25 protein-coding genes and 1 pseudogene are annotated in these 25595 nt (G+C 64.8%); 16 read left to right on the top strand and 10 right to left on the bottom strand.

Annotated features, from left to right (window positions below):
* Window positions 1-62: 62 nt before the first annotated feature.
* A protein-coding gene (locus WDM24_RS24740; protein ID WP_166081867.1) for an IS630 family transposase occupies window positions 63-1009 on the bottom strand; the annotation gives its coding sequence in 2 pieces (ribosomal slippage) (window positions 63-670 and window positions 670-1009; 948 coding nt in all).
* A gap of 366 nt (window positions 1010-1375) precedes the next feature.
* Entirely contained in the window at window positions 1376-1831 is a 456-nt protein-coding gene (locus tag WDM24_RS24735; RefSeq protein WP_338827409.1) for a hypothetical protein, read from the bottom strand.
* A 70-nt stretch (window positions 1832-1901) separates the two neighbouring features.
* Here WDM24_RS24735 and WDM24_RS24730 point away from each other — a divergent pair, with 70 nt between their 5' ends.
* The 5 genes from WDM24_RS24730 to WDM24_RS24710 all read left to right on the top strand — a co-directional run bounded on the left by WDM24_RS24730 (window position 1902) and on the right by WDM24_RS24710 (window position 6287).
* Window positions 1902-2687: an ATP12 family chaperone protein gene (locus tag WDM24_RS24730; RefSeq protein WP_338827407.1), complete on the top strand. Its 786-nt coding sequence runs from the start codon at window positions 1902-1904 to the stop codon at window positions 2685-2687.
* Window positions 2688-2751: 64 nt separating this feature from the next.
* Entirely contained in the window at window positions 2752-4344 is a 1593-nt protein-coding gene (locus tag WDM24_RS24725; protein ID WP_338827405.1) for a flagellar hook-length control protein FliK, read from the top strand.
* A complete protein-coding gene (locus WDM24_RS24720) occupies window positions 4341-4604 on the top strand; it encodes an EscU/YscU/HrcU family type III secretion system export apparatus switch protein (protein WP_338689747.1) in 264 nt (87 codons plus the stop codon). Before WDM24_RS24725 ends, WDM24_RS24720 begins: the two co-directional genes overlap by 4 nt.
* A gap of 127 nt (window positions 4605-4731) precedes the next feature.
* Window positions 4732-5544 carry a class D beta-lactamase gene (gene blaOXA, locus WDM24_RS24715; protein ID WP_338827404.1) on the top strand — a complete coding sequence of 271 codons (813 nt, stop codon included), beginning with the start codon at window positions 4732-4734 and terminating at the stop codon, window positions 5542-5544.
* An 86-nt stretch (window positions 5545-5630) separates the two neighbouring features.
* Window positions 5631-6287, top strand: coding sequence for a carboxymuconolactone decarboxylase family protein (locus WDM24_RS24710; RefSeq protein WP_338827403.1), 657 nt, complete (start codon window positions 5631-5633; stop codon window positions 6285-6287).
* Between the two features lie 202 nt (window positions 6288-6489).
* Here WDM24_RS24710 and WDM24_RS24705 read toward each other — a convergent pair whose 3' ends face one another.
* Entirely contained in the window at window positions 6490-7848 is a 1359-nt protein-coding gene (locus WDM24_RS24705; RefSeq protein ID WP_338832441.1) for a PLP-dependent aminotransferase family protein, read from the bottom strand.
* Window positions 7849-8182: 334 nt separating this feature from the next.
* On the opposite strand from WDM24_RS24705, the gene WDM24_RS24700 reads away from it, so the two are divergent.
* Window positions 8183-9046, top strand: a complete 864-nt coding sequence (locus tag WDM24_RS24700) for a DMT family transporter (RefSeq protein ID WP_166297314.1) — start codon at window positions 8183-8185, stop codon at window positions 9044-9046.
* A 15-nt stretch (window positions 9047-9061) separates the two neighbouring features.
* On the opposite strand, the gene WDM24_RS24695 is transcribed toward WDM24_RS24700, so the two are convergent.
* A complete protein-coding gene (locus WDM24_RS24695) occupies window positions 9062-10063 on the bottom strand; it encodes a dienelactone hydrolase family protein (RefSeq protein WP_338827402.1) in 1002 nt (333 codons plus the stop codon).
* A gap of 323 nt (window positions 10064-10386) precedes the next feature.
* The gene (locus tag WDM24_RS24690) at window positions 10387-10788 is read right to left on the bottom strand and encodes a DUF4260 domain-containing protein (protein WP_338827400.1); all 402 of its coding nucleotides are present in this window, start codon (window positions 10786-10788) and stop codon (window positions 10387-10389) included.
* Window positions 10789-10951: 163 nt separating this feature from the next.
* Between WDM24_RS24690 and WDM24_RS24685 the strand changes: the two are divergent.
* The 4 genes and pseudogenes from WDM24_RS24685 (at window position 10952) to WDM24_RS24670 (ending at window position 15061) form a co-directional block, all read left to right on the top strand.
* Window positions 10952-12483: pseudogene (locus WDM24_RS24685) on the top strand (acyl-CoA carboxylase subunit beta).
* A gap of 425 nt (window positions 12484-12908) precedes the next feature.
* Window positions 12909-13286 carry a hypothetical protein gene (locus tag WDM24_RS24680; protein WP_338827398.1) on the top strand — a complete coding sequence of 126 codons (378 nt, stop codon included), beginning with the start codon at window positions 12909-12911 and terminating at the stop codon, window positions 13284-13286.
* Between the two features lie 855 nt (window positions 13287-14141).
* A complete protein-coding gene (locus WDM24_RS24675) occupies window positions 14142-14492 on the top strand; it encodes a hypothetical protein (protein ID WP_338827396.1) in 351 nt (116 codons plus the stop codon).
* Window positions 14493-14617: 125 nt separating this feature from the next.
* Window positions 14618-15061: a hypothetical protein gene (locus WDM24_RS24670; protein WP_166297304.1), complete on the top strand. Its 444-nt coding sequence runs from the start codon at window positions 14618-14620 to the stop codon at window positions 15059-15061.
* Between the two features lie 101 nt (window positions 15062-15162).
* Here the strand turns inward: WDM24_RS24670 and WDM24_RS24665 are convergent, their stop codons facing one another.
* Window positions 15163-15513 carry a cupin domain-containing protein gene (locus WDM24_RS24665; protein ID WP_338827394.1) on the bottom strand — a complete coding sequence of 117 codons (351 nt, stop codon included), beginning with the start codon at window positions 15511-15513 and terminating at the stop codon, window positions 15163-15165.
* Between the two features lie 224 nt (window positions 15514-15737).
* On the opposite strand from WDM24_RS24665, the gene WDM24_RS24660 reads away from it, so the two are divergent.
* Window positions 15738-16052 carry a hypothetical protein gene (locus WDM24_RS24660; protein WP_166297300.1) on the top strand — a complete coding sequence of 105 codons (315 nt, stop codon included), beginning with the start codon at window positions 15738-15740 and terminating at the stop codon, window positions 16050-16052.
* A gap of 146 nt (window positions 16053-16198) precedes the next feature.
* Window positions 16199-16495 carry a twin-arginine translocation signal domain-containing protein gene (locus tag WDM24_RS24655; RefSeq protein ID WP_338827392.1) on the top strand — a complete coding sequence of 99 codons (297 nt, stop codon included), beginning with the start codon at window positions 16199-16201 and terminating at the stop codon, window positions 16493-16495.
* A gap of 65 nt (window positions 16496-16560) precedes the next feature.
* On the opposite strand, the gene WDM24_RS24650 is transcribed toward WDM24_RS24655, so the two are convergent.
* Complete coding sequence (locus WDM24_RS24650; protein ID WP_166297296.1) at window positions 16561-16827, bottom strand: GCG_CRPN prefix-to-repeats domain-containing protein; 267 nt, start codon at window positions 16825-16827, stop codon at window positions 16561-16563.
* A 285-nt stretch (window positions 16828-17112) separates the two neighbouring features.
* Entirely contained in the window at window positions 17113-17808 is a 696-nt protein-coding gene (locus WDM24_RS24645; protein WP_050402286.1) for an ArsR/SmtB family transcription factor, read from the bottom strand.
* Window positions 17809-17913: 105 nt separating this feature from the next.
* Between WDM24_RS24645 and WDM24_RS24640 the strand changes: the two genes are divergently transcribed.
* Together WDM24_RS24640 and WDM24_RS24635 are read left to right on the top strand one after the other, a co-directional pair.
* A complete protein-coding gene (locus WDM24_RS24640) occupies window positions 17914-18222 on the top strand; it encodes an NIPSNAP family protein (protein WP_338827389.1) in 309 nt (102 codons plus the stop codon).
* Window positions 18223-18304: 82 nt separating this feature from the next.
* The gene (locus WDM24_RS24635; protein WP_338827387.1) at window positions 18305-19123 is read left to right on the top strand and encodes an isocitrate lyase/phosphoenolpyruvate mutase family protein; all 819 of its coding nucleotides are present in this window, start codon (window positions 18305-18307) and stop codon (window positions 19121-19123) included.
* Between the two features lie 64 nt (window positions 19124-19187).
* Here the strand turns inward: WDM24_RS24635 and WDM24_RS24630 are convergent, their stop codons facing one another.
* Window positions 19188-19640 carry a hypothetical protein gene (locus WDM24_RS24630; RefSeq protein ID WP_338689706.1) on the bottom strand — a complete coding sequence of 151 codons (453 nt, stop codon included), beginning with the start codon at window positions 19638-19640 and terminating at the stop codon, window positions 19188-19190.
* A gap of 169 nt (window positions 19641-19809) precedes the next feature.
* Here WDM24_RS24630 and WDM24_RS24625 point away from each other — a divergent pair, with 169 nt between their 5' ends.
* Window positions 19810-20451, top strand: a complete 642-nt coding sequence (locus WDM24_RS24625) for a trimeric intracellular cation channel family protein (RefSeq protein WP_338827385.1) — start codon at window positions 19810-19812, stop codon at window positions 20449-20451.
* 139 nt (window positions 20452-20590) lie between these two features.
* On the opposite strand, the gene WDM24_RS24620 is transcribed toward WDM24_RS24625, so the two are convergent.
* Window positions 20591-21811 (bottom strand): cytochrome c, encoded by a 1221-nt coding sequence (locus WDM24_RS24620; protein WP_338827383.1) that lies wholly within the window; start codon window positions 21809-21811, stop codon window positions 20591-20593.
* A gap of 234 nt (window positions 21812-22045) precedes the next feature.
* On the opposite strand from WDM24_RS24620, the gene WDM24_RS24615 reads away from it, so the two are divergent.
* Window positions 22046-25543 (top strand): indolepyruvate ferredoxin oxidoreductase family protein, encoded by a 3498-nt coding sequence (locus tag WDM24_RS24615; RefSeq protein WP_338827382.1) that lies wholly within the window; start codon window positions 22046-22048, stop codon window positions 25541-25543.
* The last annotated feature ends 52 nt before the right edge of the window (window positions 25544-25595 follow it).

Raw genomic sequence — 25595 nt, 5'->3', positions numbered from 1 at the left:
TTGCGACCGCAATGGTCGACAAATGCTTCTGTTTGGTGTCGGAAGGCTAGAGCGTTTTCCGATCACGTTGCGTCGTAACCAGCCGCGACGAGATAATTTTGACATTCCTCGGGTGAGAAGCGTTTGAGAGCGTTGGCGATTGCTTGCCAGAGATCGGGCATGGTGCGCGCTGCGGCGGCCCGCAACAGCGCTTTCAGTTTGGAGAAGGCCATTTCAATCGGGTTGAAGTCTGGACTGTAGGGCGGAAGATAGAGCAGGCTAGCTCCGACCGCCTGGATGGCCTCTCGAACGCCATGGACCTTGTGAGCGGGCAAGTTGTCCATGATAACGGTATCGCCCGGCCGCAGCGATGGGGCGAGCAATTGCTCGACGTAGGCCAGGAAAGCGTCGCCATCCATTGGACCGTCCAGAACAAGCGGCGCGATCAGACCGTCGGAGCGCAATCCAGCGGTGAACGTCGTCGTCTTCCAATGTCCGTGTGGGATAGCTGCACGACATCGCTCGCCGCGTGGCGAGCGCCCGTAACGCCGCGCCATTTTGGTGTTGGCGCTGGTTTCGTCGATGAAGACGAGACGCTCAGGGTCAAGGTCGATTTGCCCTTCGAACCACTCCTCACGTGCGGCATTTATATCGCCGCGCCGTTGCTCGGCGGCGTGCGCTGTCTTTTTTTAAGTGTGATCTTTCTGCGCTGGAAAAAACGCCAGAGCGACGCGATGCCAGTCGATATTCCACGACGTTTCAACAGTTCTCGCAACTCGGCAAGCGTGATATCCGGCCTCGCTGTCACCGCCTCCAGAATCAATTGCGAATGCGCTTCGATGCGCTGCGATTTGCGGTCACCGCCCTGGCGTTTAGGAACGATGTCGCCAACTTTCTTGAGGCGACCGCGCCAGCGGATCGCACTGGCCGCGCTGACACCAAAGCGCTCAGCAGCCTGTCGACAGGACATGCCACCGTCAATCGCGGCTACCACCCTTTGGCGAAGATCAACCGAAAGCGCCCTGGCCATACATGCTGGCCTCCCTCGCCAGCATGCAGCTTGAATCTGACTCGCGCCGTTTTGGGAATCCCCACCCGATTCTTTCCGGTCGGAAAATGCTCTAGCCGCGCGTTGTTGCCGAAATCTGGCAGGTTTTTAACACGCAGATGACAGCTTCTTGCGGCACTTCGACGCAGAACGCGAGCAGGATGTTCAAACTTGCTGAGCGATCAATCGGATGGACCATTCGCCGATGGAATTGCGGAGAACGCGCGACGCGCCGGCTATCGTCAGATATTTTTTCGGCGGCGCCGATCCTGTCACGTGCCGTCGTGCCGACGGCGGTTTGGTTCCAGCAAACCGCCGCGTGGTTCCGAGCGAGTGCAGTGATCGAGATCAGCGCCTGAACTGCGTCAGAAACAGTCGTAACGAATCGTGCGGGCTCTCGACATCTGAGATCACCCAACCGTCGGGACCGTTGACGACGATGAAGTTGAGCGTGACCGCGCGGCCCTCATTGTCGAACGTCACGGTCACATCGGTCCGGTCGAACTGCCTGCGCAGGATTGCGATCGAGATCGGGCCGATCCGCCAGGTCGGACTCTGCACCGGGAAATCGTAGGGTGCGTCGTGCAGGGCGGTCCAGGCGGCGCGCAGGGGGGAATCGAAGAATTGCCGGGCGGTTTCCTCGTCGCGCGGCAGGCCATTGGAAAACGCGGCGCTGCCCCGTCCATAATGGGCGTAGACGTTGCGGATCAGCGATTCCGGTGTGCGGAACCCGGCCTCGGCGCCGGCGGCTCCGAAGGCCACCGCAACGAGCGAAAAACCCGCCAGGATATTGACCCGTCCCATCAGCTTTATTTGCCGGTGACCCTGACATATCTTGCAGGGAAATCCTCCCGAACGAAAGCCTGCCGGCCTGATGCGCGAACTCTTCGACAATGGACCCGAACAATCCCCGCTCGATCCGCAGGAGGCGGTGCGGCGCCACATCCGCAAGCCCCAGCGCAAGCGGTTCTACATCGGCGCCGACGTCACTGACGCCAGTGGCGGATTTGCGATCACGCTCGACGGCAAGCAGATCCGCTCGCCGTCCGGCAAGCCGATCGTGGTGCCGACGCGCGCCATGGCGGACGCGGTCGCGGCAGAATGGAATGCGCAGGGCGAGACCATCGATCCCATGACCATGCCGCTAACGCGGCTTGCCAACAGCGTGATCGAGGGGGTGATCGATCGTGTCGACGAGGTCGCCGATGACGCCGCAAAATTCCTCGGCAGCGACCTGCTGTTCTATCGCGCGGGCTATCCCGATTCCCTGGTGGCGCGCGAGGCCCGGCATTGGGACCCGATCCTGTTCTGGGCCGCTGACACGCTCGGCGCCCATTTCGTGATGGCCGAGGGGGTCATGCCTGTCGGCCAGCCCGAGCCCGCGATCAAGGCGGCGCGCGCGGCGTTCCCGGCCGATCCATGGTCGGTCGCGGCGCTCCATGTGGTGACGACGCTGACCGGCTCAGCGCTGCTGGCTCTGGCCTTGGCGCATGGTGCTCGCGACGAGGACCAGGTCTGGGCCGCCGCCCATGTCGACGAGGACTGGAACATCGAGAAATGGGGCGTCGACGAGGAGGTCGCTGCCCGCCGCGCGGCCCGGCAGGTCGATTTCAGGGCCGCCGCCAGCGTCCTGAGGGAGCTCAGGCCGGCTGCCGGTTAACGAGGGGTTTACGGCGCCGGGCTAGCCTGCGGCCTGATCCTGCCGCCTGGCCGAGACCTCCGACATGGCACTTGCCATCAATCCCGTGCTGCCGGTGCTTGCCTCGAACGAGGCGGGCAGTGTTGCGCCAGACCTCACGCTCGAGGCGGGCAACGTCGTCAATGCGCAAGTCTTGAAGGTGCTGTCGGCCGATCTGGTGCGGATCGCGATTGCGAGCCTGTCGATCGACGTCCAGACCGAGGTGCCGCTGCAGCAGGGCCAGAATTTGCAGCTTGCGGTCTCGCAGAGCAGTGACGGCAGCGTTCGCCTGCAACTGGTCGGGCCGGGCGCCGACGCCGGCGATACGGTGCAGATGTCGCCGCGCGCCCAGGGGGCGGCCGATCTCAGCGCCGCGTCCCAGCCCGTCGCCACGGCGCCGAAGGCGGTGCTGACGCCGCTGGAGCGCGTCACCATCACCGCAACGGCCCAGAACGCGGCGGCGGTGCAGGGCAGCCAGGCGCCACTATTTGCCAATCTCGCGGCGGTCGCCTCCGCCAATCTGCCGCCAAAGCTTCAGGCCGCGATCGCACAGGTGCTGGCGCAGCAGACCGGCCTCGACGAGAATCTGAGCGGCGATGCCGTGAAGACCGGCTTCCAGAAATCCGGCCTGCTGCTGGAAGCGACGCTTGCCTCGGACGTTGCGCCCGCGAGCGGCAGCGCGCCGGATCTGAAGGCCGCGCTGATCGTGCTGCGCCAAGCGCTGGCCTCGCTCGGCACTAGCGACGCCGCAAGTCCTGCGCCCACGCCGTCCCAGCAACCGGCGCTCGCCAGCGCCGGCACGGCGCCGAGCCTCGCGCCGCCGGGAACGCCTGAGCTCGACGTCCAGGAGATCCTGCTGCCGCAGGCCCGCGTGCCGGTCGCCGACGATCTCGGCCGCGGCGCCACAGGGCTCGCCGGGGCGCTTGCGGACGCGCTCGATGCCGGGCCGTCGTCGGGCGGCGCGCTCAATCTGATTCAGGAAGCGCTGCACGAGCTCGGCTACCCGGCACGGCAGGGCGCCGCGCCGCGGGAGATGCTGCCGGGTGAGGTGCCCGCACGCAGCAACACGCCGCCGCCGCCGTTTCACGGCGCGCTGCCGTCGGCCCAGGCCGTGGCCGAGCCGTCGATCGCACCGGGCACGCCGATTGCTGCCGCCGCGCATCGCCTCTTGGAAAACACCGACGCGGCACTGGCGCGGCAGACGCTGCTCCAGGTCGCCTCGCTGCCGGATCGCGGCGATGGTCAGCGTCCGCAGCTCGACGCGATGGTGCCGCGCTGGAATTTCGAGATTCCGTTCCTGACCCAGCAGGGCACGGCGATGGCGCAGTTCGAGATTTCCCGCGATGGCGGCGGCAACGAGGTCGAGGCCGCCAAGCTGGTATGGCGGGCGCGCTTCACGCTCGACGTCGAGCCGGCCGGGCCGGTGCACGCGCTGGTCTCGTTGAACGGCGAGCGCACCTCGGTGCGGATGTGGGCCGAGCGTCCCTCGACCGCCGCGCAGCTGCGCGCCGGCGCTTCCGAACTGAGCCAGGCGCTGACCAGGGCCGAGCTCACGCCCGGCGATATCGAGATCCGCGACGGCAGCCCGCCGCAACCCGCGCCCGCGCGCGCCGGCCATTTCCTGGACCGCGCATCATGAGCGACGCCAACAACCAGCTCGCGGTCGCCCTGCATTACGACCACGCCGGCGCACCGCGCGTGGTGGCAAAAGGCAAGGGCGCGATCGGCGCCAAGATCATCGAGGTCGCCAAAGCCAACGATATCCCGATCGAGGAGAACGAGGTCCTGGCCGGTGCGCTTTCCAATGTCGAGCTCGGCGACGAGATTCCGGCCGAGCTCTACAAGGCCGTCGCCGAAGTGCTGGTGTTCGTGCTGCGGCTGTCGGGCCGGGTGCGCTAGCTGCTTTCGAGCGAAGTGGGCCCCGGCCCGCGTGAAGAAAACGCGTCAAACAAGCAAGCCTTATTGCCATCGTTTCACCACGATGGCATCAGCATCGTCGTCAACCCGAACCGGTCCAGGTCCCCTCGTGATCCATCGCCGCCATGCGCTCGGTCTGCTTGCTGCCGCTAGCATCCTGCCGTCGCGCAGTCTCGCCAACGTCTCCTACCAGCGCAGCGAGTTTCGCGAGGATCTGGCAAAGCGCTTCTTTGATCTCGGCACCGAAGGCACCTTCGTCGGCTACAAGATCGACGACTATCTGATCATCGCGAGCGACAAGGTTCGCTCGGGCGAGGGCAAGTTACCGGCCTCGACCTTCAAGATCCCGAACGCGCTGATCGCGCTCGAGACCGGCGTGGTGCAGGACCCCGACAATGACGTCTTCAAGTGGGACGGCACAACGCGCAGCATCGAGGCCTGGAACAGGGACCACACGCTGCGCTCGGCGCTCGCGGTGTCGGCCTTCCCGGTGTTTCAGGAGATCGCCCGCCGGATCGGCGAGGAGCGGATGAAGAAATATCTCGACATTATCGACTACGGCAACCGCGACATCGGCGGCGGCATCGATCAGTTCTGGGTGTCGGGTAATTTGCGGATCGATCCGGTGCAGCAGATCGATTTCCTCGACCGGCTGCGCCGCGGCGTGCTGCCGGTCGGCAAGCGCAGCCAGCAACTGGTGTGCGACATCCTTCCGGTGACGAAAGTCGGTGACGCCGTCATTCGCGCCAAGACCGGATTGACCGACAAGGAGCACGGCTCGCTCGGCTGGCTGGTCGGCTGGGCCGAGAAGGGCGGTGACGTCACGGTGTTCGCGATGAACATGGACTGCAAGACCCAGGCGCAGATCGACGCGCGGATGAGCGTCACGCAGCAATGCCTCACCGATATCGTCGCGTTGTGACGGGCTGATCTGCGTGCGTCGCGGCTGGCAGGCGCATCACTGCTCGACTAGCATGCCTCCGTCAAAAGCAAGAACCGGAGGAAATCATGCAATCAGCAACCGTCTGGCTGTCGTCGCTCACGCTGGCCGCGGCCGGCGGCTGGCTCGCGGCCACGATGTTCTCGGCACCCGCCACCAGCAAGGAGCCGCGCTTCCCGCAGCTCACCATGGAGCAGCTCAACGACCTGCAAAAGCCGCTCGGCGAGCAGATCATGAAGGTGTCGAGCGTCGGCATCGGCGGCCCCTACAATCCGATCATCCGCAGCCCGGTGCTCGGCCAGCGCCTCTACGATCTCTTTTATTACCTGCGCTGGCAGACCTCGGTGCCGACCAGGCTGAACGAGTTCGCGATCCTGATCATCGGCCGCCAGTGGCGCTCGCAGGTCGAATGGTTCGCGCATGCGCCGCTCGCGGCCAAGGCAGGTCTGTCGGCGGACGTGATAGCCGACCTGAAGGCCGGCAACCGGCCGTCGAAAATGGCCGAGGACGAGGCCGTCGTGTACGATTTCGTCACCGAGCTGACCACGACCAAGAAGGTCTCCGACGAGACCTATGCGCGGGCTAAGAAGCTGTTCAACGACCAGCAGATCGTCGATCTCACCGCGCTCGCCGGCAACTACGTGATGGTCGCGATGATCCTGGCGATGGCCGAGGAGACCGTGCCCCCGGACAAGGAGGAGCCGTTCAAGGTCGGCGAGAAGTAGGGCGCGGCGCTGCTTCACCTCGCCCCGCTTGCGGGGAGAGGTCGGAACGCATCGTGAGATGCGTTCCGGGTGAGGGGGAGTCTCCGCGAACGCAGCTGTCACCGTATACGCGGATACGGCCCCTCACCCTAACCCTCTCCCCGTAAGCACGGGGCGAGGGAACGCAGTGCCGTCGCGGTATTCAACCTAATCTCATCGCGCTCTACCGCCCGATCGCCCGCTGCAAGGCCGGCATCAGCCTGGGGTCGCGGCATTGCGCGACGTTGAAGCGCATGAAGGCGGCAGCTGTCTGCGAGGCGCTGAACACGTTGCCGGGCGCCAGCACGACATTGTCGTCGGCGAGCGCTGCGCGCGCCACGTCGGCGGAGTCGCGGCCGTCGGGCAACTCGCACCACAGATAGAAGCCGCCGCGCGGCATCAGCCAGGGCTCGATGCCGATGCGCTGCAGCTTGTCGCCGACGTCGCGGCGGGTGCGGGCGAGGCGCCTTCGCAGCTCCTCGACATGCTTGCGGTAGAAGCCGCTCGACAGCACGCTCGCGATGATTTCGGTTGCGACCGCGCTCGGGCCGCCAAAACCGGTCGCGACCTGGAGGTCGACGAGATCCTCGATCCAGTCCGGCCGAGCGGCGATGAAGCCGCAGCGCACCGAGGCCGACAGCGTCTTGGAGAAGCTGCCGATCCGGATCACGCGGTTGAGCCCGTCGAGTGCAGCGAGCCGCGCCGACGGCTCCGGCTCGAAATCGGCGAAGATATCGTCCTCGACGATCGTGAGATCATGGGCCGCCGCGGCGTTCAGCACGCGATGCGCGGTTTGCGGCGACAGCGTCGCGCCGGTCGGATTGTGCAGCGCCGAGTTGGTGACATAGAGCCGCGGCCGCTCGGCGGCCAGCACCGCCTCGAAGCTTGCGACGTCGGGCCCTGACGCGGTGTAGGGCACGCTGACGATTTTCACCTGATGCGCGCGCAGCAGCGCGCGGAAATTGAAGTAGCAGGGATCGTCGACCAGCACGGTGTCGCCGGGCCGCAGCAGGAAGCGGCAGACCAAATCGATCGCCTGAGTACCGGATGCGGTGAGCAAGAGCTGCTCCGGCGGCACCTCGAGGCCCTCGTCGGCGAACCGCGCCATCAGGATACGGCGCAGCGCCAGCGAGCCGCGGGTCGCGCCATAGTCGGAGAGCACGGCGTCGTCGGCGCGTGCCAGGCCGCGCAACGCGCGCCGCAGCGCTTCGGTCGGCATCCACTCGGCCGGCAGCCAGCCGCAGCCCGGCTTCAGCGCGCCGTCTTCGGCATCGAGCGATTGTCGTGACACCCAGAACGGATCGACGGCGCGGTCGCGCTGCGGCTGGTCTTTTGCGAGCGCGAGCGGCGGCAATGCGGTTGAAGAGACATAGAAGCCGGAGCCGGGCCGAGGCCGGATCAGGCCCTCCGCCACCAGCCGGTCGTAGGCCTCGACGACGGTGGAGGGCGAGACGCCCATGGTGGCGGCAAGGCCGCGGATCGAGGGCAGGCGGTCGTCGGCCACCAGCGCCCGGCTCGCCACCCTGGCGCGGATCGCGTTCATCACGTCGGTGGTCCGCGTCGCCTTCGGCGGATCGGATTGCTGTTGCAAGTGTATGCCTACCTTCATCCCTACAGTTTTGCGATATTGTACTGATCTGTAGCTGCCTTGGCGAGCCCCCGACCGCTATGGTCGCGGTGAAGTACAAATGAGAGTCGGTTGGATCGATGCAGCACCAGCCTCGCTGCACCTCTCCGCTTGCGGGTGGGGGCTCTCTCCACACGAAGAGTCTTCCCGTGGAGATACCCCCACCCCAACCCTCCCCCGCAAGCGGGAGAGGGGGCGCACTGATGCTCGCGGTTCGACCCTATCTCGCAATGCGCGAAAGCAAGGTGCGATGGACAAGGCTTCGATCGATGGCTGGGGCAGCGGCTTGCTCGGCGTGATTATTTTCAGCGGCTCATTGCCGGCGACCCGCGTCGCCGTGGCCGGGTTCTCGCCGCTGTTCCTGACTTCGGCGCGGGCGGCGATTGCGGCGCTGCTTGGCGCCGCGCTGCTCGCGGTGTTGCGGCAGCCTTGGCCGCAGCGCAAGGACCTGGTGTCGCTCGTGATCGTTGCGCTCGGCGTCGTGATCGGCTTTCCGCTGCTGACCGCGCTGGCGCTGCAGCACATCACCTCGGCGCATTCGATCGTGTTCATCGGACTGTTGCCGCTGTCGACCGCCGTATTCGCTGTGCTGCGCGGCGGCGAGCGGCCGAAGCCGCTGTTCTGGCTGTTCTCCTGCATCGGCAGCGCGACGGTCGCAGCCTTCGCCTTGTCGGGCGACGGAGCGGCGTCACTGACCGGCGATCTCCTGATGGTCGCGGCGATCGTCGTCTGCGGCCTCGGCTATGCCGAAGGCGCGGCGCTGTCGCGCCGGCTCGGCGGCTGGCAGGTGATCTCCTGGGCGCTGGTGCTATCCGCGCCGGTGGTGCTGCTGATGACGATCATGACGCTGCCGCCGAATTGGGACGGCATCGGCGCGGCGGCCTGGCTCGGGCTCGCCTATGTCTCGATCTTCAGCATGCTGGTCGGCTTCGTGTTCTGGTATCGCGGGCTCGCCATCGGCGGCATCGCCAGCGTCGGCCAATTGCAATTGCTGCAGCCGTTCTTCGGCCTCGCGCTGGCCGGGCTGTTGCTGCACGAGCCGGTCGCCTGGTCGATGATAACAGCAACCATGCTCGTCGTGGTCTGCGTGGTGTTCGCGCGCCGGTTCGCGTGAGTGCGGCTAGACCCGCTAGCTCAGCTTGAACAGCGCCTGCAGGAAATCGCTGACCGCCTTGCGCGCTTGAAGCGCGGTGGTTGGGTTGCCGCCGACATGCGGACCTAGCTCGACGCAGGAATCCTCGTAGCTGAACGGCGCCGCTGTCGCCGCGTTCATCAGCACGCCGCCTTCGCCTTCCTTGATGGTGCAGTGGCGCACGGTCTGCGAACCCGTCGACTCCACCACCGTGTTGCTGCCGATCAGGCCGGCGTCGAAGCCATGCGCGGAGTCAGGATATTCGGTCAGCACCACATCGTGCTCGGCCTCCTTGAGCCGCGCGACGTAGGCCTTGCAGCTCGCAACCGGGTTATAGTCGTCGGGCGTGCCGTGAAAAATCCGGATCGGCCGCGCGGCGACCGCGGTGTCGGTCAGAAAGCTCGTCGAGCAATCCGGATAGAACGGAATATAGGCCGCGAACTGCACGCCGGACTTGTTCCAGAGCTTGTTGAAGCGATCGAGGCTTGCGTAGAGCGTGGCCTGGCCGCCGCGCGAAAATCCCATCAGCACGATGCGCTCGGGATCGACCCGCGGATGCCTGGCGAGGATATCCAGCGAATGATAGATGTCGACGATCAGATTGAGCCGGCCGAGCAGGGCCTGGTTCGGCCCGGTGGCGGTGAGGCCGCGGCCGGAGAAGCCGTCGATCACGAAGGTCGAGATGCCCATGGCGTTGAAGTGGCGCACCCAGGCGTCCATCCCGGCGCCGACGCCGCTCGAACCATGCATCAGCACCACGACCGGCAGCCGGCCACTTCCCTGCGCGATCCGGAATTCGCCGCCGACGGTAACCGGCTTGCCGTTGGCATCGCCGGTCAGGAATTGCTGGTCGGAGATGGTCAGCGAGGGGATGCTGTAGATCTCGGTGCGCGCCGCGATCTCCTTCGGGATTTGCTGGGCGCTGGTCTCGATGCAGGTGAACAGCACGGCGCAGCAAAACAGGATCGCGGTCGCGGCCAAGCGCCAGTCTGTCAGCATCTGATCACCCGATATGGTCGTGGATGACGGCAAATAGACCGATCGGGAGGCAGGCTGTCAAATGACACGGGATGGCGCCTGACGGACGGCGTGGCTTCCGCTCGCCCAGGCCCGGCGATGACGAAGCAGGCGCAAGCATCCGGCCCGGAGGCCTCACAACACAACGCCGTCCGCTTGAAATATCCGCGGGCGGCGTTGGTCCTAGCCCCAGGAAGGGAGGTGCAAAATCCCCGGCAGTTATAGGTCTGCCTGCCCCGGCAAAGGTTCAGGCAAAATCGCTTGCCGGGGACGTCATCGCTTCAGCTCCCCCCGGATATACCGCCCTATTGCGCTTTGCCGATCCGTCCGAGGTGGGTGGTGCCAAACCCGACAGAATATTTCAGCCCATAGCCGAGCGCGCGGTCGATCCCGATATGGGCGAGCCAGATCATGGCGATCGACAGCACCAGCGGCCCTTCGCCGGCAAAGCCCAGTGTCATCAGCGCCACCGGCGCCAGATAGGTGTGGGCGGCGTTGTAGACGATGGCGCCGACGCGAGGGCCGGCGAGATAGGCGGCAAAGCTTAAGTCCGGCACCAGGAACAGCAGGACATAGACCAGCCAGGACCCTTCCCATTTGTAATAGAGCACAGTCATCCCGACGAACAGCACCAGGCCCTCCAGCCGGAGCAGGGTGCGCACCCCGCCGGTTGCCGCACCGGCCTCGGTCACGGTTGTTTCAGTCATCGCTGTCTCCCCCATATGTCGGAAAATCCTACCGTTTTTGCGCCCGATACCGCCCACAAGCGGCTTTCCGGTTCCGAAATTGCCGTGCTAAAGCCATTTCCGAACGAAGCGGGACCCCGGCTGGCGCCGGGACGCGGACTGTAGCTAACACGGGCGGAAACAAATGAAAGACATCCTCGACACCCTCGAAGAGCGGCGCGCCGGCGCCAAATTGGGCGGCGGCGAAAAGCGCATCGAGGCGCAGCACGCCCGCGGCAAGCTGACCGCCGTGAGCGGATCGAGCTTCTGCTCGACAAGGGCTCGTTCGAGGAATTCGACATGTTCGTCGAGCACCGCTCGACCGAGTTCGGCATGGAGAAGACCAAGGTTCCCGGCGACGGCGTCGTCACCGGCTGGGGCACGGTCAACGGCCGCAAGACTTTTGTGTTCGCCAAGGATTTTACGGTGTTCGGCGGCTCGCTGTCGGAAACCCATGCGCTGAAGATCACCAAGCTCCAGGACATGGCGATGAAGGCGAGGGCGCCGATCATCGGCCTCTATGACGCCGGCGGCGCCCGCATCCAGGAGGGCGTCGCTGCCTTGGCGGGCTATTCCTATGTGTTCCGCCGCAACGTCATCGCCTCGGGCGTGATCCCGCAGATCTCCGTCATCATGGGGCCCTGCGCCGGCGGCGATGTCTATTCGCCGGCGATGACCGACTTCATCTTCATGGTGAAGAACACCTCTTACATGTTCGTCACCGGCCCCGACGTGGTGAAGACCGTCACCAACGAGGTGGTCACCGCCGAGGAGCTCGGCGGCGCCTCGGTGCACGCCACGCGCTCCTCGATCGCCGACGGCGCGTTCGAGAACGACGTCGATGCGCTCTTGCAGATGCGCCGGCTGATCGACTTCCTGCCCTCGAACAACAGCGACGGCGTGCCGGAATGGCCGAGTTTTGACGATATCGGCCGGGTCGACATGTCCCTGGACACGCTGATCCCCGACAATCCGAACAAGCCCTACGACATGAAGGAGCTGATCCTCAAGGTCGTCGACGAGGGCGACTTCTTCGAGATCTCGGAGACCTTCGCCCGGAACATCGTCACCGGATTCGGCCGCATCGCCGGCCGCACCGTCGGCTTCGTCGCCAACCAGCCGATGGTGCTGGCGGGCGTGCTCGACTCGGATGCCTCACGCAAGGCCGCGCGCTTCGTGCGGTTCTGCGATGCCTTCAACATCCCGATCGTCACCTTCGTCGACGTGCCGGGCTTCCTGCCGGGCACCGCGCAGGAATATGGCGGCCTGATCAAGCACGGCGCGAAACTCTTGTTCGCCTATTCGCAGTGCACGGTGCCGCTCGTCACCATCATCACCCGCAAGGCCTATGGCGGCGCCTTCGACGTCATGGCCTCGAAGGAAATCGGCGCCGACATGAACTACGCCTGGCCGACCGCCCAGATCGCGGTGATGGGCGCCAAGGGCGCGGTGGAGATCATCTTCCGCAGTGACATCGGCGATCCCGACAAGATCGCAGCCCGAACGAAGGAATACGAAGACCGCTTCCTGTCCCCCTTCATCGCCGCCGAACGCGGCTACATCGACGACGTCATCATGCCGCATTCGACCAGGCGGCGGATCGCGCGGGCACTGGCGATGCTCAGGGATAAGAAGGTCGAGATCCCGGCGAAGAAGCACGACAATCTGCCGTTGTGACAAGAGCGTAGGGTGGGTTAGGCGAAGCCGTAACCCACCAATGGCGATCGAAGCAGACAACCAGAAGCACGAGCTAAATGTCTACGGTTTTTGATCTGCCTGAAGGTCACCCTCTGCGTGCCGCTCACAAGAAGTGCGCCAACCATCGCTCAGAAATCGAACGCAGCCAGCGCTGCGGTTGCTTCTACTGCAAGCGAACGTTTGGCCGGATCAAATCGTCGAGTGGATCGACGAAGGCTCGACGGCCTTGTGCCCTGTGTGCGGAATCGACAGCGTAATTGGAGATGCGTCCGGAATACAGATGACCGAGGACTTTCTGGAAGCCATGCATGTCGCGTGGTTTGGTGGAGTTGCGCTTCATTAGTGTCGTAGGGCGGGTTAGCGAAGCGTAACCCACCGAACGATGCCGACGCTGGAATATGGCAGTGACTCGACAATCCTTATCCGACAAGCGGATGATCAGTGAGTTGGAGGCGGGGCGCAAGTGGTTGCTTTCCGAGCCTTCGGCGAGCACCCTCTTGCAAAATTTGCGGCGTGGACTGCAGTCGATCACACGAAATATCTATGTTTTCCATAGTATCCCGGAACAGTACGAGGTTTTGTATGATGTCCTCGTTGACGGTAAAATAGTCGTCCATATCGAATTGCCGCGGGACACGCATAGCGATGAGGTTGTGTTCGAGAAATTAGGTATTGAAGAGTATCTGAACACTCGGAAGCATATTGGGAAAATGGATCGTCGTCGGCTCACGCTGGCCCTTGAACTTGCGCAAGACCGCGCAAGGCGGATGGATGAAGCGTGAATCGTCTTGTGGCGATGAATGAGGCGGGTTACGGCTTCGCCTAACCCGCCCTACGAGTTGCCCCATGTCTGCAACTTCGGAGCCACGGATCGCTCCGCAAGCCAGGCAATCGATCTCCAGGGCCTGTCGCGAACGCGATCGACGGCTTCAGCCGCCGACCGCGCCGCGAGTTGCACGATCACCTGATGACCGTCACGCCCCGCGCGGGTTGACGACTGCATAACCCCGCACTGAACGCGCGTGAATTCGCGTGGCGTGCCCGCCTGAGTTGGCGTCATATGCCATCCACATGTCGCCCCCAAGGTGCTGTTCCAGGACGAAGACGTGCCCGTGTCGTGCTGCGACCATTTCAGGTGCCGGGGATGTCCGCGGAAAGCGCAGCCAGTTCGCTGCGAGATTCAATTCCGGGACGATGCGGCCAAACACACGTATCGCCGCGCCGCAACCGCAGAACGACCGCGGGCAACCGGCCGGTCGGCCGCTGACCGTCTGACCGCGCGGCACAGTCGCCTCGGCCAAAGCGTAACTGTCTGATGGTACGCGTCGCTCCAAAAGCCGCGGCTGCCGTGAGGACTGCGAAACTCTCTCGCGTCGCGCTTGCGACAACGATGCGTCGCAGGGCATGGTCACATTGCATTCTGGACTGAGATTAGTGTGAAAAGGGCGCGCTTCAGAAGCAATTGATCCGGTCAAAACAAAGAAACAAACAACAAAGATTCGTTTGAACATGCAGGGCTCCAAATTGAAGGTCCTGCCCCGGGGTTGAGGAACCAACAGCAGTTTGGCAAAAATGGGTCTAAAGAGCGGCCGATGACGGGTTGCAGCTGCGCCTGATCTGCCCCAGGGGGCTTGAATATGACGATCGAAGACGATCCGACCGACGAGATTGCCGAGATCGAGGCGCGGATCGAGGAGCTTGCCGAAAGCGCCGAACGATCCCGGCGGATCATTCTCGGGTCGAAGGTCGCCATCGCGGGCGGTTTTGCGTTGCTGCTCATCGCGCTGCTCGGCCTGTTGGGCTCCGGTGAGACAGCCGCTCTCGGATCGATTGCGCTGGTGCTCGGCGGCATCGTGTCGCTCGGATCGAATGTCAGCACGTTGCGGCAGACCGAGGCCGCGATCAGTACCGCCGAGGCGCGCCGCGCGCGTCTGATCGGCGGCATCGACCTGCGCCTGGTTCACGACGCGCCGCTGAAGCTGATGTGATTCATCGAGCCCGCATATTGCTGGTTGTTTCTGTTCTGCTCTCGCCAAAGCTGAATGTCAGCGGGGTCGAACCATTTCTCCTCTCGCCGCGACAAAGGGGATCGATGGCGTGGCGAGGGATTTTCATGACAAGATGGTTTGGTGCGGCGGCGATGTTGCTCATCGCCGGGCCGGCGTGCGCGGCTGACGTTGCGACATGCACGCTCGGTGCCGACAAGAGGACGGTCACGGTGACCGCCAGCAATCCCTATTCGAAGGTGATGGCCTGTGAGGTGAATTGCGATATGGCAATCCCCGGCGGCATCGCCACCGTGGTCTGCGTCAAGCCGGTGCCGGTAGGTGCGAAGGATTTCGTGATGTGCAGCGAGGTCGCCAAAGGCGACCGGGTCTACACGCGGGTGAAGGAGACCGAGGCGAATTGTCCGGATCCTTCGGCGCCGCCTGCCGGCAGCAAGGCCGAGAGCAAGGAAAAGGACGATGATGACGATGATGACGCCAAGGCCGACGAGAGGATGCAGAAGCTGATCAAGCAGGGCCAGGATTTCATCCAGCAGCAGAAGCGGAAATAGCAGGCGTAGCAGTGATGAGCCAGCGGGGCGCACGAATGCGCGCCCGATGACTCATGCAGGCTACTCGGATAAGCCGGGGTGTCCGTCGCGCGCGCCTCTTCCTAATGAGACGCCAGCGGCACGTAGTCGTACTCGCCGACGCCTTGCAGGATCAAGAACGTCAGCGACGTCGTGCCGCCGTTGGTGACGAGGTGAGGGCGGGTCGGCTTCACGGCGTAGACCTCGCCTACCTTCAGGTTCACCTCCTCCTTCGGCTCCTGCAGGAACAGCCGCATCTTTCCCTCCAGCACGTAGAACGTGTCGGAAATGTTGCTGTGGGTGTGCCACGGCACCTTCTGGGTCGGCGAGAGCTGCAGCTCGGTGATGCGGAAGCCGGGGCGGGCGGCGTGCTGGGCGCGGCGCTCGACTTCGTAGAGGTGGCTGGCATCCGTGATCGGTTGTCCTGACTTCATGGCGGCCTCCCGGAGATGGTCTTGTGCCCCGATGCTAGTCCCGTTCGGCGGAGCGCGAAACCAGCGGAATGGGCATGACGGGCAGGACGCGATAGCGTGCGTCGATGCGCAGCAGGGATGCGTAGGGCTGGTTAGCGCAAGCGCAACCCGCCGTCTTCATTCCGCGCGAGCAGTGGCGGGTTACGGCTTCGCCTAACCCGCACTACAAAAATCTGGAGGAACCAATGCCCGCAGCCTATTTCGTCGTTCGCGCCACCGTCACCGATGCGGCCAGGCGTCCGGCCTTCGACGCCTGGTATTCGCGCGAGCATCTGCCCGATGCGATGAAATCGTTCGGCGCAGAGCGGGCGTGGCGATGCTGGAGTCTCAGCGATCCATCGCTGCATCAGGCGACCTATCAGTTCGCCGATCAGGCGGCGCTGGAGCGCGCGATCAACAGCGATGACATGAAGCGGCTGGTCGCCGACTTCAACCGCGACTGGCCGGAGGTGACGCGCACGCGCGATCTCCTCGTGCTCGCGGAGGAGACGACGGCGTGATGATTGTGTGACGTCACAACCTCGCGAATGCAACTGCGATGCATCGGGTTCCGCGAAAGCTGAACCCGCGGTTCAGCGAGCGTTCAGGCCGTGGCGAAAAAACTGGCTGACGCCTTGGTCCAACGCAGCAACAAAGGGAAACTCTCATGGAACGCCGGGATTTTCTGAAGATCGCGTTCGGTGTCGCCGCCGGTGCGGTGACCTTCGCAGCGACCGCGCAGGCCGCGCCGCTCGCGCCGCTTCCGCTCAATCAGGATGCACGTGCGCCGGCGGCCGGTGATGCGCATCCGGCCGTCACCACGGGCGAGGAAGTCGATCGCCTGAAGCCCGAGCAGGTGCGCTGGCATCATCGCCGCTGGGGTTGGCATCACAGGCGCTGGCACCACAGGCATTGGGGCTGGCGCCGCCGCCATTGGCGTCATCATCACTGGCGCCGCTGGTGACATTGACTTGATGTCAAAGAAAAACCCCGCGCGAGGCGGGGTTTTGTTTGCGCAGGTGTGCCGGATCAGATCGGGCGGCAGCGGCCGTAGCGCCAGGCAAAGCCGTAGGGGCAGGCGCGGACGCGCGGCGCGACCACGACCGGGCCAGGTGCGACGACGACGGGGCGCTCAACCACGACCGCGCCCGGAACGACGACAACGCCACGATTTCTGACGCAGCCGCCATAGGGGCCGCGGTGCCAGCCCGGGCCGCAACCGCCGGCAGCATCAGCGGCGCTGATGCCGGCGAATGCGGTCGTCACCAAAACTGCTGCTGCAAAAAGATACTTCATGTCTTCTCCTTTTTAATTGGGCCGCGCTGCGGCACCGCAACAAACTTTTACTTACCGATTCGCCCGGCCGGATCATTGCAGAAGCCGTGCCCGATGTCGCCGACCTTAATGTTGCGGGCTGAATGCGACATGAATGTTGCAGCTCACGGCTGCGTCAGCGCGCCGCAAGCAGGTTCAGCATCAATTCGAAATATTTCGCAGGCTCGAAGGCGGTGCGCGCGAGCGGCGAGTGCACGAGAATGAACGCGACCGCGGGGGCACGCATGCCCGCTGGAATGCGCGATGCTACTCGCCCGCGCCGAACAGCGCGGCGAACCGCTTCTCGCCGTTTCGCGAAAAATTGACCACGCGGCTGCCCGGCGCGGCATCCCGCGCGGCCCATTTCAGCTCCGTGAAGCGGTCCATCATCGCGGCGCCCAGCGTGCCGGCGAGATGATGCCGCCGCTCGCTCCAGTCGAGGCAGGCCTTGCACACCGGACGGCGCGGATGCGTCAGCGCATCGGCATCGATCTGCAACTCCTCGGCCATGAAGCGCTTGCCTTCGCCGGTGAGCTCGATCGCCTGCTTGCTCTGGCGCACCAGCTTCTGCCGCCTCATGCTGTCGAGCATCTGCACGCCGAGATCGCCGGCGAGATGGTCGTAGCAGATGCGGGCGCGGCGCAGCGCCGGATCCTTCGGCCCGGTGCGCACCCGCATATGGCCGGCGCGGGCGGCGATGCCCTGCAGGCCTTCGAGCACGTCGGCGACGTCGGGGTCGGAGAGCCGATAGTAGCGGTGGCGCCCTTGCTTCTCGGGCTCGATCAACCCGCCGGCCTCGAGCTTGGCGAGATGCGAGCTCGCGGTCTGCGGCGTGATGCCGGCCTCCTGCGCCAGCTCGCTCGCGGTCAGCGCTCGGCCGGTCATCAGCGCGGTCAGCATGTTGCAGCGTGCGGGATCGCCGACCAAAGCGGCGATCCGGGAGATGTCGGGTCCTGCTTTCATAGTTCGATGATAGCCGAAGCATTGGTGTCGGGCAAGCGGGTAGTGTCGGCATCGGAAGCAGGCTCGTCTTGCGCTCGCAATGACGGACAAATCAGGAGGCCGCCAATGACCATCACCGTCTTCATCCGCTACCAGCTCGATCCGTTCAAGCGCGCGATGTTCGAGGAATATTCGAAGAACTGGCTCTCGATCATTCCGCGCTGCGGCGGCGACCTGCTCGGCTATTGGATGCCGCATGAGGGCACCAACAACATCGGCTTCGCGCTGATCTCGTTCGAAAGCCTCGCCGCTTACGAGGCCTATCGCGCGCGGCTGCGCCAGGACAGCGAGGGCATGGCGAACTTCCGCTTCGCGGAGGAAAATCGCTTCATCCTCGCGGAGGAGCGGACATTTCTGCGCAAGGTCGAGGCTTAGCCATTGCACTTCACCGAGCACACTGGCGTGTTGCCATGTGCATGCCTATCTCTCCGCGGCCAACGATATCAGGGAGCGATCCATGCCACTGCCAATTGCTGACAAACGCGCCGCCTTCAGGAAGCTGCACGAGAGCGGATGCTTCATCATCCCGAACCCGTTCGATGTCGGCAGCGCCCGCGCATTGCAACATCTCGGCTTCAAGGCGCTGGCGTCGACCAGCGCGGGTTTTGCCTGGACCATCGCCAAGGCCGACAACCGCGTCACCGTCGACGACGTCTGCGATCATCTGACCGCGGTGTGCGCGGCGGTCGATATTCCGGTCAACGCGGATTTCGAGGGCGGCTTTGCCGTCGAGCCCGACAAGGTCGCGGTCAACGTCGCGCGCGGCGTCAAGACAGGCGTCGCCGGGCTGTCGATCGAGGATTCCACGGGAGACGCCGCCAACCCGCTGTTCGAGCACAAGCTCGCGGTCGAGCGCATCAAGGCGGCGCGCAAGGCCATCGATGCCGACAACAGCGGCGCGCTGCTCACCGGCCGCTGCGAGGCGTTCCTGTGGGGCAAGCAGGACCTCAATCTGGTGATCGAGCGGCTGCAGGCCTATTCGGATGCCGGAGCCGACGTTCTCTATGCGCCGGGTATCAAGACCAGAGAGGAGATCTCCGCGGTCGTGAAGGCGGTGGCGCCGAAGCCGGTCAATCTCCTGATCGGCGGTCCGTCCGAGTTGTCGCTGCAAGCGGTGACCGACCTCGGCGTGCGCCGGATCAGCGTCGGCGGCGCGCTGGCGCGGATGGCCTGGACCGGCGTCATGAAGGCCGCGAAGGAGATGGCCGAGAAGGGCACTTTCACCGAATTCGCCAACGGCTATCCCGGCGGCGAGCTCAACAAGATGTTCAAGTAGCCGTCACAAAAAAGCAGCGGGCCGTTTCGGCCCGCTGCTCGCGCCTGGTCAGTGTCGTCACTCGTTACTTCGCATTCTCGGCCGGCGGGGCGGCCGGCTTGTTCATGTCCGACTTGTTCATGTCAGACTTGTTCATGTCAGATGGCGGGTTGGCTGGTGCCGCAGGGCTGGCCGGCGCCGCGCCCGTGGTCATGCCGGGCTGGCTGTTCGACTTCGGCGTCACGTCGCGCATACCCGGAGGCGGCGCGGCCGGATTGACCGACTGGGTCTGCGCGGTCTGCGTCGACGGCGTCGTGCCGGCCTCGTGCACCGACGTGTTGTTCAACCCGTAGAACAGCGCGCCGAGCACCACGGCCACCGCAACTGCGAACATCGCGACCTTGGTGCTGCTGGCCGGTCCGTCCTGGAGTTCCGGATCCGGCTGCAGCTCGTTGTCCAGGCTGTTGAGGCGCGCCTGACGGCGGATTTCGTCATCGGTCAGGTTGGCGCGATACGGATCGTCAGGTTGGTAAGCCATTTCAAGGTTCCTCCGTTTGCCCCCCAAGGCTAAACGCAAAGGCTGGACGCTAAGACTAAACGCACGGGACAATCGCTGGCGCGTGAGGATGTTCCGCGCCAATGTTGCAACCCGTTCATGATGGAACCGCCGATTCCAGGTTCCGAACCTGTTCCATGAGGCCTTTTCAATGTGGACCATGCCGCCCACCGATTCGGTGCTGCACATCCTCTCTTTCATTGCGGTAGCGGCGCAGTCGATGACGGCGGCGCTGGCGGCCGGCAGGCGCAGCATGGATTGGGCCGGCGTCTGCATGCTCGGCGCGATCACCGCGCTCGGCGGCGGCACCATCCGCGACGTGCTGCTCGGGCATTATCCGCTGCTCTGGGTCAAGCATCCGATCTACCTCGCAATCGCGGCGGCGGGCGCTTTCGCCACCATCCTGCTGGCGCGGCTGGTGCATAGGCTCAATCTCGCCTTCCTCGTGCTCGATGCGATCGGGCTCGTGGTGTTCACCATGGCCGGCTGCGACATCGCCTGGCAGGTCGAGGCTTCGCTGCCGATCGTGATCGTCTCCGGCATGATCACCGGCTGCGCCGGCGGCGTGCTGCGCGACATCCTCTGCAACGAGGTGCCGCTGCTGTTCCGCAGCGAGCTCTACGCCAGCGTATCCGTGGTGACGGGGCTGTTCTATGCGACGGCCTTCGGCCTGCATCTCAACGACCAGATCTGGACCGTGCTGACCTTCGCCCTCGGCCTGACCTTCCGGATGCTGGCGATCCGCTACAAATGGGAGATGCCGAAATTCGTGTTTCGCGGCGAGGAGCGGTGAGGGGATTCTCGCGCCCCGGATGCAGCGCAGCGCGCTCGCGGTGCGCTGCTGAGCCGGGGCCCATGTCAGCCGCGGAGCCAGGTGGGTCCCGGTTCTGCGGAGCAGTGCTTCGCGCCGCACCGCGCCCGGGACACGACACCTATTTCGTCCGCGCCTTGGCGACTTCGTCGGCCGTCACAGCCGGCGCCGCGTTGCCCCAGGCATTGCGGATATAGGTCGCAACGTCGGCGACCTCCTGGTCGGTCAGCTTCGGATAGGCCGGCATCGAGCCTGCGTTCGGCGCGCGCGGCGTCGTCACGGTCTGGGCGCCATCGAGGATGATGCGCAGCGTGCTCGCCGGATTGGCCGATTGCAGATTGGCGTTGCCGGGCAGCGGCGGATAGATCCGCGGCGCGCCCGAGCCGTCAAGCTCATGGCAGGCGATGCAGGCGCCGCGATAGATCCGCTCGCCATTGCTCATCTGCGCAGGCGAGGGCGGGGTGACCGCAGGCTCCGGTGCGCCGGCCGGCAGGCTCTTCAGATAGACAGCGATCGCGCGCACATCGGCGTCACTCATCTTCGAGGTCGAATTGACCACCACCTCGGACATCAGGGGGCCGGCGTGGCTGTGTCCGTTGCGGCCGCTCTCCAGATATTCTGCGATGTCACCGGCACTCCAGGATTTCAGCCCGCTGCGTTCAGCGCCATCGAGCCGTGGCGCGAACATGCCCTGAACCATGCTGCCGCCGAACGCCTGGTCGCGTCGGTCGGCGCCGAACGCATTCTTCGGCGTATGGCAGGCGCCGCAATGCGCGAGGGCTTCGACAAGATAACGGCCGCGATTCCATTCCGTGCCCTTGCTCTGGTCCGGCTGGATGATGCCGGACGTGAAGAACAGGGCATTCCAGGCTCGCATTAGCCCGCGATAGTTCAGCGGCCAGCGCAGCTCCGGCGGCGGCGCCTTGTTGCTGACCGACGTGAGCGTCGCGAGATAGGCGCGGATCGCCAGGATGTCGTTGCGGATCAGTTTGGTGAAAGAGGGGTAGGGGAAGGCGGGATAATAATGCGTCCCGTCAGGCGAGACGCCGCTGCGCAGCGCGCGGAGGAAATCGTCGTCGCTCCAGCCGCCAATGCCGGTATCGCGGTCGGGGGTCAGGTTCGGCGAGAACACCGCGCCGAATGGCGTGTCGATCCGCTTGCCGCCGGCAAAGGGCTTGGCCGGATCGGTAGTGTGGCAACTCGCGCAATCGCCGGCGATCGTGAGCGCCTTGCCGCGGGCGATGTCGTCGGTGGCTTGAGCGGCGCATTCGCGGGCCGCGAACGCACCGCACAACAGCACAACGGCCAGAATCGCACCCGTCGCTCGATGTCGTCGCCGCATCCAATCACCTTCCGGTCCACAAGACGCGTTACGCCATTTCGCCACGGGCCTGTCCTGCGACAGAAACCGAAACGGCGCTCCGATATTCCCGGCACTAAGTTGCGATTTTTGGGCGACCGGCTTGGTCGCCCAGAATTGTGCTGCGCAGGCGAGAAAATCCGACATAGACTGGTTCTAACAAGTTCGGATGACTAGCTAAAATGCAGTCGTCGCGACCAGCGCAAAGAGGGCTAAATGGGAATCAACCAAGGGCCTATCAGCCTCGACCAGAAATACACCCAGGGCACCGGCCACGTCTTCATGACGGGCATCCAGGCGCTGGTTCGCCTGCCCATGGCGCAGATCAGACGCGACCGCGCCGCAGGCCTCAACACGGCAGGCTTCATCTCCGGCTATCGCGGTTCCCCCCTCGGCGGCTACGACCAGCAGCTGTTCGCCGCCCGCAAGCATCTCGAGCAGTACAACATCAAATTCCAACCCGGCGTGAACGAGGATCTCGCGGCCACCGCGATCTGGGGCTCGCAGCAGCTCGCGCTGTCGCCGGGCGCCAAATATGATGGCGCGGTCGGCATCTGGTACGGCAAGGGCCCCGGCGTCGACCGCTGCGGCGACGTGTTCCGCCACGGCAATGCGGCCGGCTCCGCCAAGCATGGCGGCGTACTTTGTCTCGCCGGCGACGACCACGGCGCAAAATCCTCCACCGTCCCGCATCAGTCCGACCACGCCTTCATCTCCGCGCTGATGCCCTACCTCTATCCCTCCAGCATCCATGAGATGATCGAGATGGGCCTCCTGGGTATCGCGATGTCGCGTTACTCCGGCTGCTGGGTCGGCATGAAGGTGATCACCGAGACGGTCGAGACCACCGCCGAGATCGACCTGACCGACGAGATGACGCCGTTCATCATTCCGGCCGATTTCGAGCTGCCGCCCGGCGGCCTCAACATCCGCTGGCCCGACGACCGTTTCGAGCAGGACCGCAGGCTGCAGGACTACAAGGGCTTTGCCGCGATCGCCTTTGCCCGCGCCAACAAGGTCAACCGCATCACCATGGATTCGCCGAACGCGCGCTACGGCATCATGGCCTCGGGCAAGAGCTATGAGGACATCCGCCAGGCGCTGCGCGAGCTCGGCATCACGCCTGACATCGCCGCCAAGATCGGCCTCCGCCTCTACAAGATCGGCATGCCGTGGCCGCTGGAGCCGGAAGGCGTGCGCAACTTCGCCGTCGGCCTCGAGGAGATCTTCATCGTCGAGGAGCGCCGCGAGATCGTCGAGAACCAGGTCAAGCAGGAGCTGTTCAACTGGCGCGACGACGTGCGCCCGCGCATCGTCGGCAAGATGGACGATCACGACAAGCGCTTCCTGACCTTCGCCGCCGAGCTCAGCGTGGCCTCGCTTGCGAGCTCGCTCACCGAACGGCTGCTTCGACTTAATCTCAATCCTGAAATCGCCGAGATGCTGCGCGCCAAGGCCGACTGGTTCAACGGCCGCCAGTCGACGCAGATGCAGGCAACCGCACCCGTCACCCGCACACCGTATTTCTGTTCGGGCTGCCCGCACAACACGTCGACCAAAGTGCCGGAAGGCAGCCGCGCGCTGGCCGGCATCGGCTGCCACTTCATGGCGCTGTGGATGAACCGCTCGACCGAGACCTTCACCCATATGGGCGGCGAGGGCGTGCCGTGGGTCGGCATCGCGCCGTTCACCAACGAGAACCACATCTTCGCCAATCTCGGCGACGGCACCTATTTCCACTCCGGCATCCTCGCGATCCGCCAGGCGATCGCCTCCAAGGCCAACATCACCTACAAGATCCTCTACAACGACGCGGTCGCGATGACCGGCGGCCAGCACCATGACGGCGATCTCTCGCCGCAAAAGATCACCTTCCAGCTCCACGCCGAAGGCATCCGCGAGATCTATCTGGTCTCGGAAACTCCCGACGCTTATCCGGCCGATACGATCGCGCCCGGCGTCAAGCTCTACCACCGCGACGAGCTCGAGAACGTCCAGAAGATGTGCCGCGATACCAAGGGCACCTCGGCGATCGTGTTCGTGCAGACCTGCGCCGCCGAAAAGCGCCGCCGCCGCAAGCGCGGCCTGATGGAGGATCCGCAGCGCCGCGTGCTGATCAATCCGGCGGTCTGCGAGGGATGCGGCGATTGCTCGGTGCAGTCGAACTGCATCTCGGTCGAGCCGCTGGAGACCGAGCTCGGGCGCAAGCGCACCATCAACCAGTCGACCTGCAACAAGGACTATTCCTGCGTGAAGGGATTCTGTCCGTCCTTCGTCACGGTCGACGGCGGCAAGCTCAGGCGGCGCGCGCCGGCCGATCTCGATCTCGGAGCGATCGGCGATCTGCCGGAGCCGGCATCGAAGCCCGCGCTCGGCCGGCCCTACAACATCGCGGTCGGCGGCGTCGGCGGCACCGGCGTGCTGACGATCGGCGCGCTGCTCGGCATGGCCGCCCATATCGAGGGCAAGGCCTCGATGATCCTCGACATGTCCGGTCTGGCACAGAAGGGCGGCGCGGTGCTGAGCCATGTCCGGCTCTCCGAGCACACCGCTGATGTGACCTGTTCGCGCATCGTGACCGGCACCGCCGATCTGGTGCTCGCCGCCGACGAGGTCGTGGCGGCCTCCAAGGACACCATCACGCTGTGCGATGCCAGCCGCACCGTCGGCATCATCAACAGCCACGTGATCCCGACCGCGGATTTCATCCTCAATCGCGACTTCAACTTCCAGAGCCGCAAGGTCAACAGCGTGCTGGAGACCGAGCTTCGCAAGGACTCCGCCTTCTTCGACTTCACCAAGCCGGCCGAAGCGCTACTCGGGGACTCCATCGCCACCAACATCATGATGATGGGCTTTGCCTATCAGCGCGGGCTGCTGCCGCTGTCGGCAGAAGCAATCCAGCAGGCGATCGAGGTTAACGGCGTCTCGATCAAGATGAACACGCAGGCGTTCCAGCTCGGCCGCCTGGCCGCGGCCGATCCGGCGCGGCTCGCCGCGATGATGAAGGCCGACGACGAGGTCGCGCCGCCGAAGACGCTGGATGCGATGTCGCTCGACGAGATCATCACCCATCGCATGGCGCTCCTGACTGATTACCAGAACGCGCGCTTGGCAAAGCGCTATCGCAAGCTGGTCGACCAGGTGCGCGACGTCGCCACCAAGGGCGGCTATGGCGAGGCGCTGCCGCGCGCGGTTGCGATCAATTACGCCAAGCTGCTCGCCTACAAGGACGAGTACGAGGTTGCGCGGCTGTTCACCGACGGCCGCTTCGAGAAGCAGCTGCGCGACCAGTTCGAGGGCGAGTTCAAGTTCAACTTCAATCTCGCGCCGCCGATCCTCGGCGGCGGGCTCGACGCGCAGGGCCGCCCGAAGAAGCGGGCCTTCGGTTCGTGGATGATGTCGGCCTTCAGGGTGATGGCGCGGTTCCGCTTCCTGCGCGGCACGCCGCTTGACGTCTTCGGCTACAACGCCGACCGCAAGCTCGAGCGCGATTTGATCGCGGGTTACGAGAAGGATGTTGCGACGGTGCTGGGCCTGCTTTCGCCGCTCAACCACGACATCGCGGTCGAACTGCTCTCGCTGCCGGAACGCATCCGCGGCTACGGTCCGGTGAAGGACAAGGCGATCAACGAGGCAAAGGTTCGCTACGCGCAACTCGCCGCCGACCTCGCCAACCCGCCGCCCGCGCCGCGGCAGATGGCGGCGGAGTAGGCGTAGCCACGATGCGTAGGGTGGGTTAGCGAAGCGTAACCCACCATTTCGC

This window comes from Bradyrhizobium sp. 27S5 (genome assembly GCF_037217225.1).
Taxonomy (GTDB): Bacteria; Pseudomonadota; Alphaproteobacteria; order Rhizobiales; family Xanthobacteraceae; genus Bradyrhizobium; species Bradyrhizobium septentrionale.
The sequence above is the reverse complement of the archived record's forward strand: the minus strand, read 5'-3'. Positions and strand labels throughout refer to the sequence as shown.

Excerpts from the sequence above, each read along its gene's own strand:
- WDM24_RS24735 (WP_338827409.1), bottom strand. The coding sequence starts at position 1,831 with ATGGGACGGGTCAATATCCTGGCGGGTTTTTCGCTCGTTGCGGTGGCC.
- WDM24_RS24730 (WP_338827407.1), top strand. The coding sequence starts at position 1,902 with ATGCGCGAACTCTTCGACAATGGACCCGAACAATCCCCGCTCGATCCG.
- WDM24_RS24725 (WP_338827405.1), top strand. The coding sequence starts at position 2,752 with ATGGCACTTGCCATCAATCCCGTGCTGCCGGTGCTTGCCTCGAACGAG.
- WDM24_RS24720 (WP_338689747.1), top strand. The coding sequence starts at position 4,341 with ATGAGCGACGCCAACAACCAGCTCGCGGTCGCCCTGCATTACGACCAC.
- WDM24_RS24710 (WP_338827403.1), top strand. The coding sequence starts at position 5,631 with ATGCAATCAGCAACCGTCTGGCTGTCGTCGCTCACGCTGGCCGCGGCC.
- WDM24_RS24705 (WP_338832441.1), bottom strand. The coding sequence starts at position 7,848 with ATGAACGCGATCCGCGCCAGGGTGGCGAGCCGGGCGCTGGTGGCCGAC.
- WDM24_RS24700 (WP_166297314.1), top strand. The coding sequence starts at position 8,183 with ATGGACAAGGCTTCGATCGATGGCTGGGGCAGCGGCTTGCTCGGCGTG.
- WDM24_RS24695 (WP_338827402.1), bottom strand. The coding sequence starts at position 10,063 with ATGCTGACAGACTGGCGCTTGGCCGCGACCGCGATCCTGTTTTGCTGC.
- WDM24_RS24690 (WP_338827400.1), bottom strand. The coding sequence starts at position 10,788 with ATGACTGAAACAACCGTGACCGAGGCCGGTGCGGCAACCGGCGGGGTG.
- WDM24_RS24675 (WP_338827396.1), top strand. The coding sequence starts at position 14,142 with ATGACGATCGAAGACGATCCGACCGACGAGATTGCCGAGATCGAGGCG.
- WDM24_RS24670 (WP_166297304.1), top strand. The coding sequence starts at position 14,618 with ATGACAAGATGGTTTGGTGCGGCGGCGATGTTGCTCATCGCCGGGCCG.
- WDM24_RS24665 (WP_338827394.1), bottom strand. The coding sequence starts at position 15,513 with ATGAAGTCAGGACAACCGATCACGGATGCCAGCCACCTCTACGAAGTC.
- WDM24_RS24660 (WP_166297300.1), top strand. The coding sequence starts at position 15,738 with ATGCCCGCAGCCTATTTCGTCGTTCGCGCCACCGTCACCGATGCGGCC.
- WDM24_RS24655 (WP_338827392.1), top strand. The coding sequence starts at position 16,199 with ATGGAACGCCGGGATTTTCTGAAGATCGCGTTCGGTGTCGCCGCCGGT.
- WDM24_RS24650 (WP_166297296.1), bottom strand. The coding sequence starts at position 16,827 with ATGAAGTATCTTTTTGCAGCAGCAGTTTTGGTGACGACCGCATTCGCC.
- WDM24_RS24645 (WP_050402286.1), bottom strand. The coding sequence starts at position 17,808 with ATGAAAGCAGGACCCGACATCTCCCGGATCGCCGCTTTGGTCGGCGAT.
- WDM24_RS24640 (WP_338827389.1), top strand. The coding sequence starts at position 17,914 with ATGACCATCACCGTCTTCATCCGCTACCAGCTCGATCCGTTCAAGCGC.
- WDM24_RS24635 (WP_338827387.1), top strand. The coding sequence starts at position 18,305 with ATGCCACTGCCAATTGCTGACAAACGCGCCGCCTTCAGGAAGCTGCAC.
- WDM24_RS24630 (WP_338689706.1), bottom strand. The coding sequence starts at position 19,640 with ATGGCTTACCAACCTGACGATCCGTATCGCGCCAACCTGACCGATGAC.
- WDM24_RS24625 (WP_338827385.1), top strand. The coding sequence starts at position 19,810 with ATGTGGACCATGCCGCCCACCGATTCGGTGCTGCACATCCTCTCTTTC.
- WDM24_RS24620 (WP_338827383.1), bottom strand. The coding sequence starts at position 21,811 with ATGCGGCGACGACATCGAGCGACGGGTGCGATTCTGGCCGTTGTGCTG.
- WDM24_RS24615 (WP_338827382.1), top strand. The coding sequence starts at position 22,046 with ATGGGAATCAACCAAGGGCCTATCAGCCTCGACCAGAAATACACCCAG.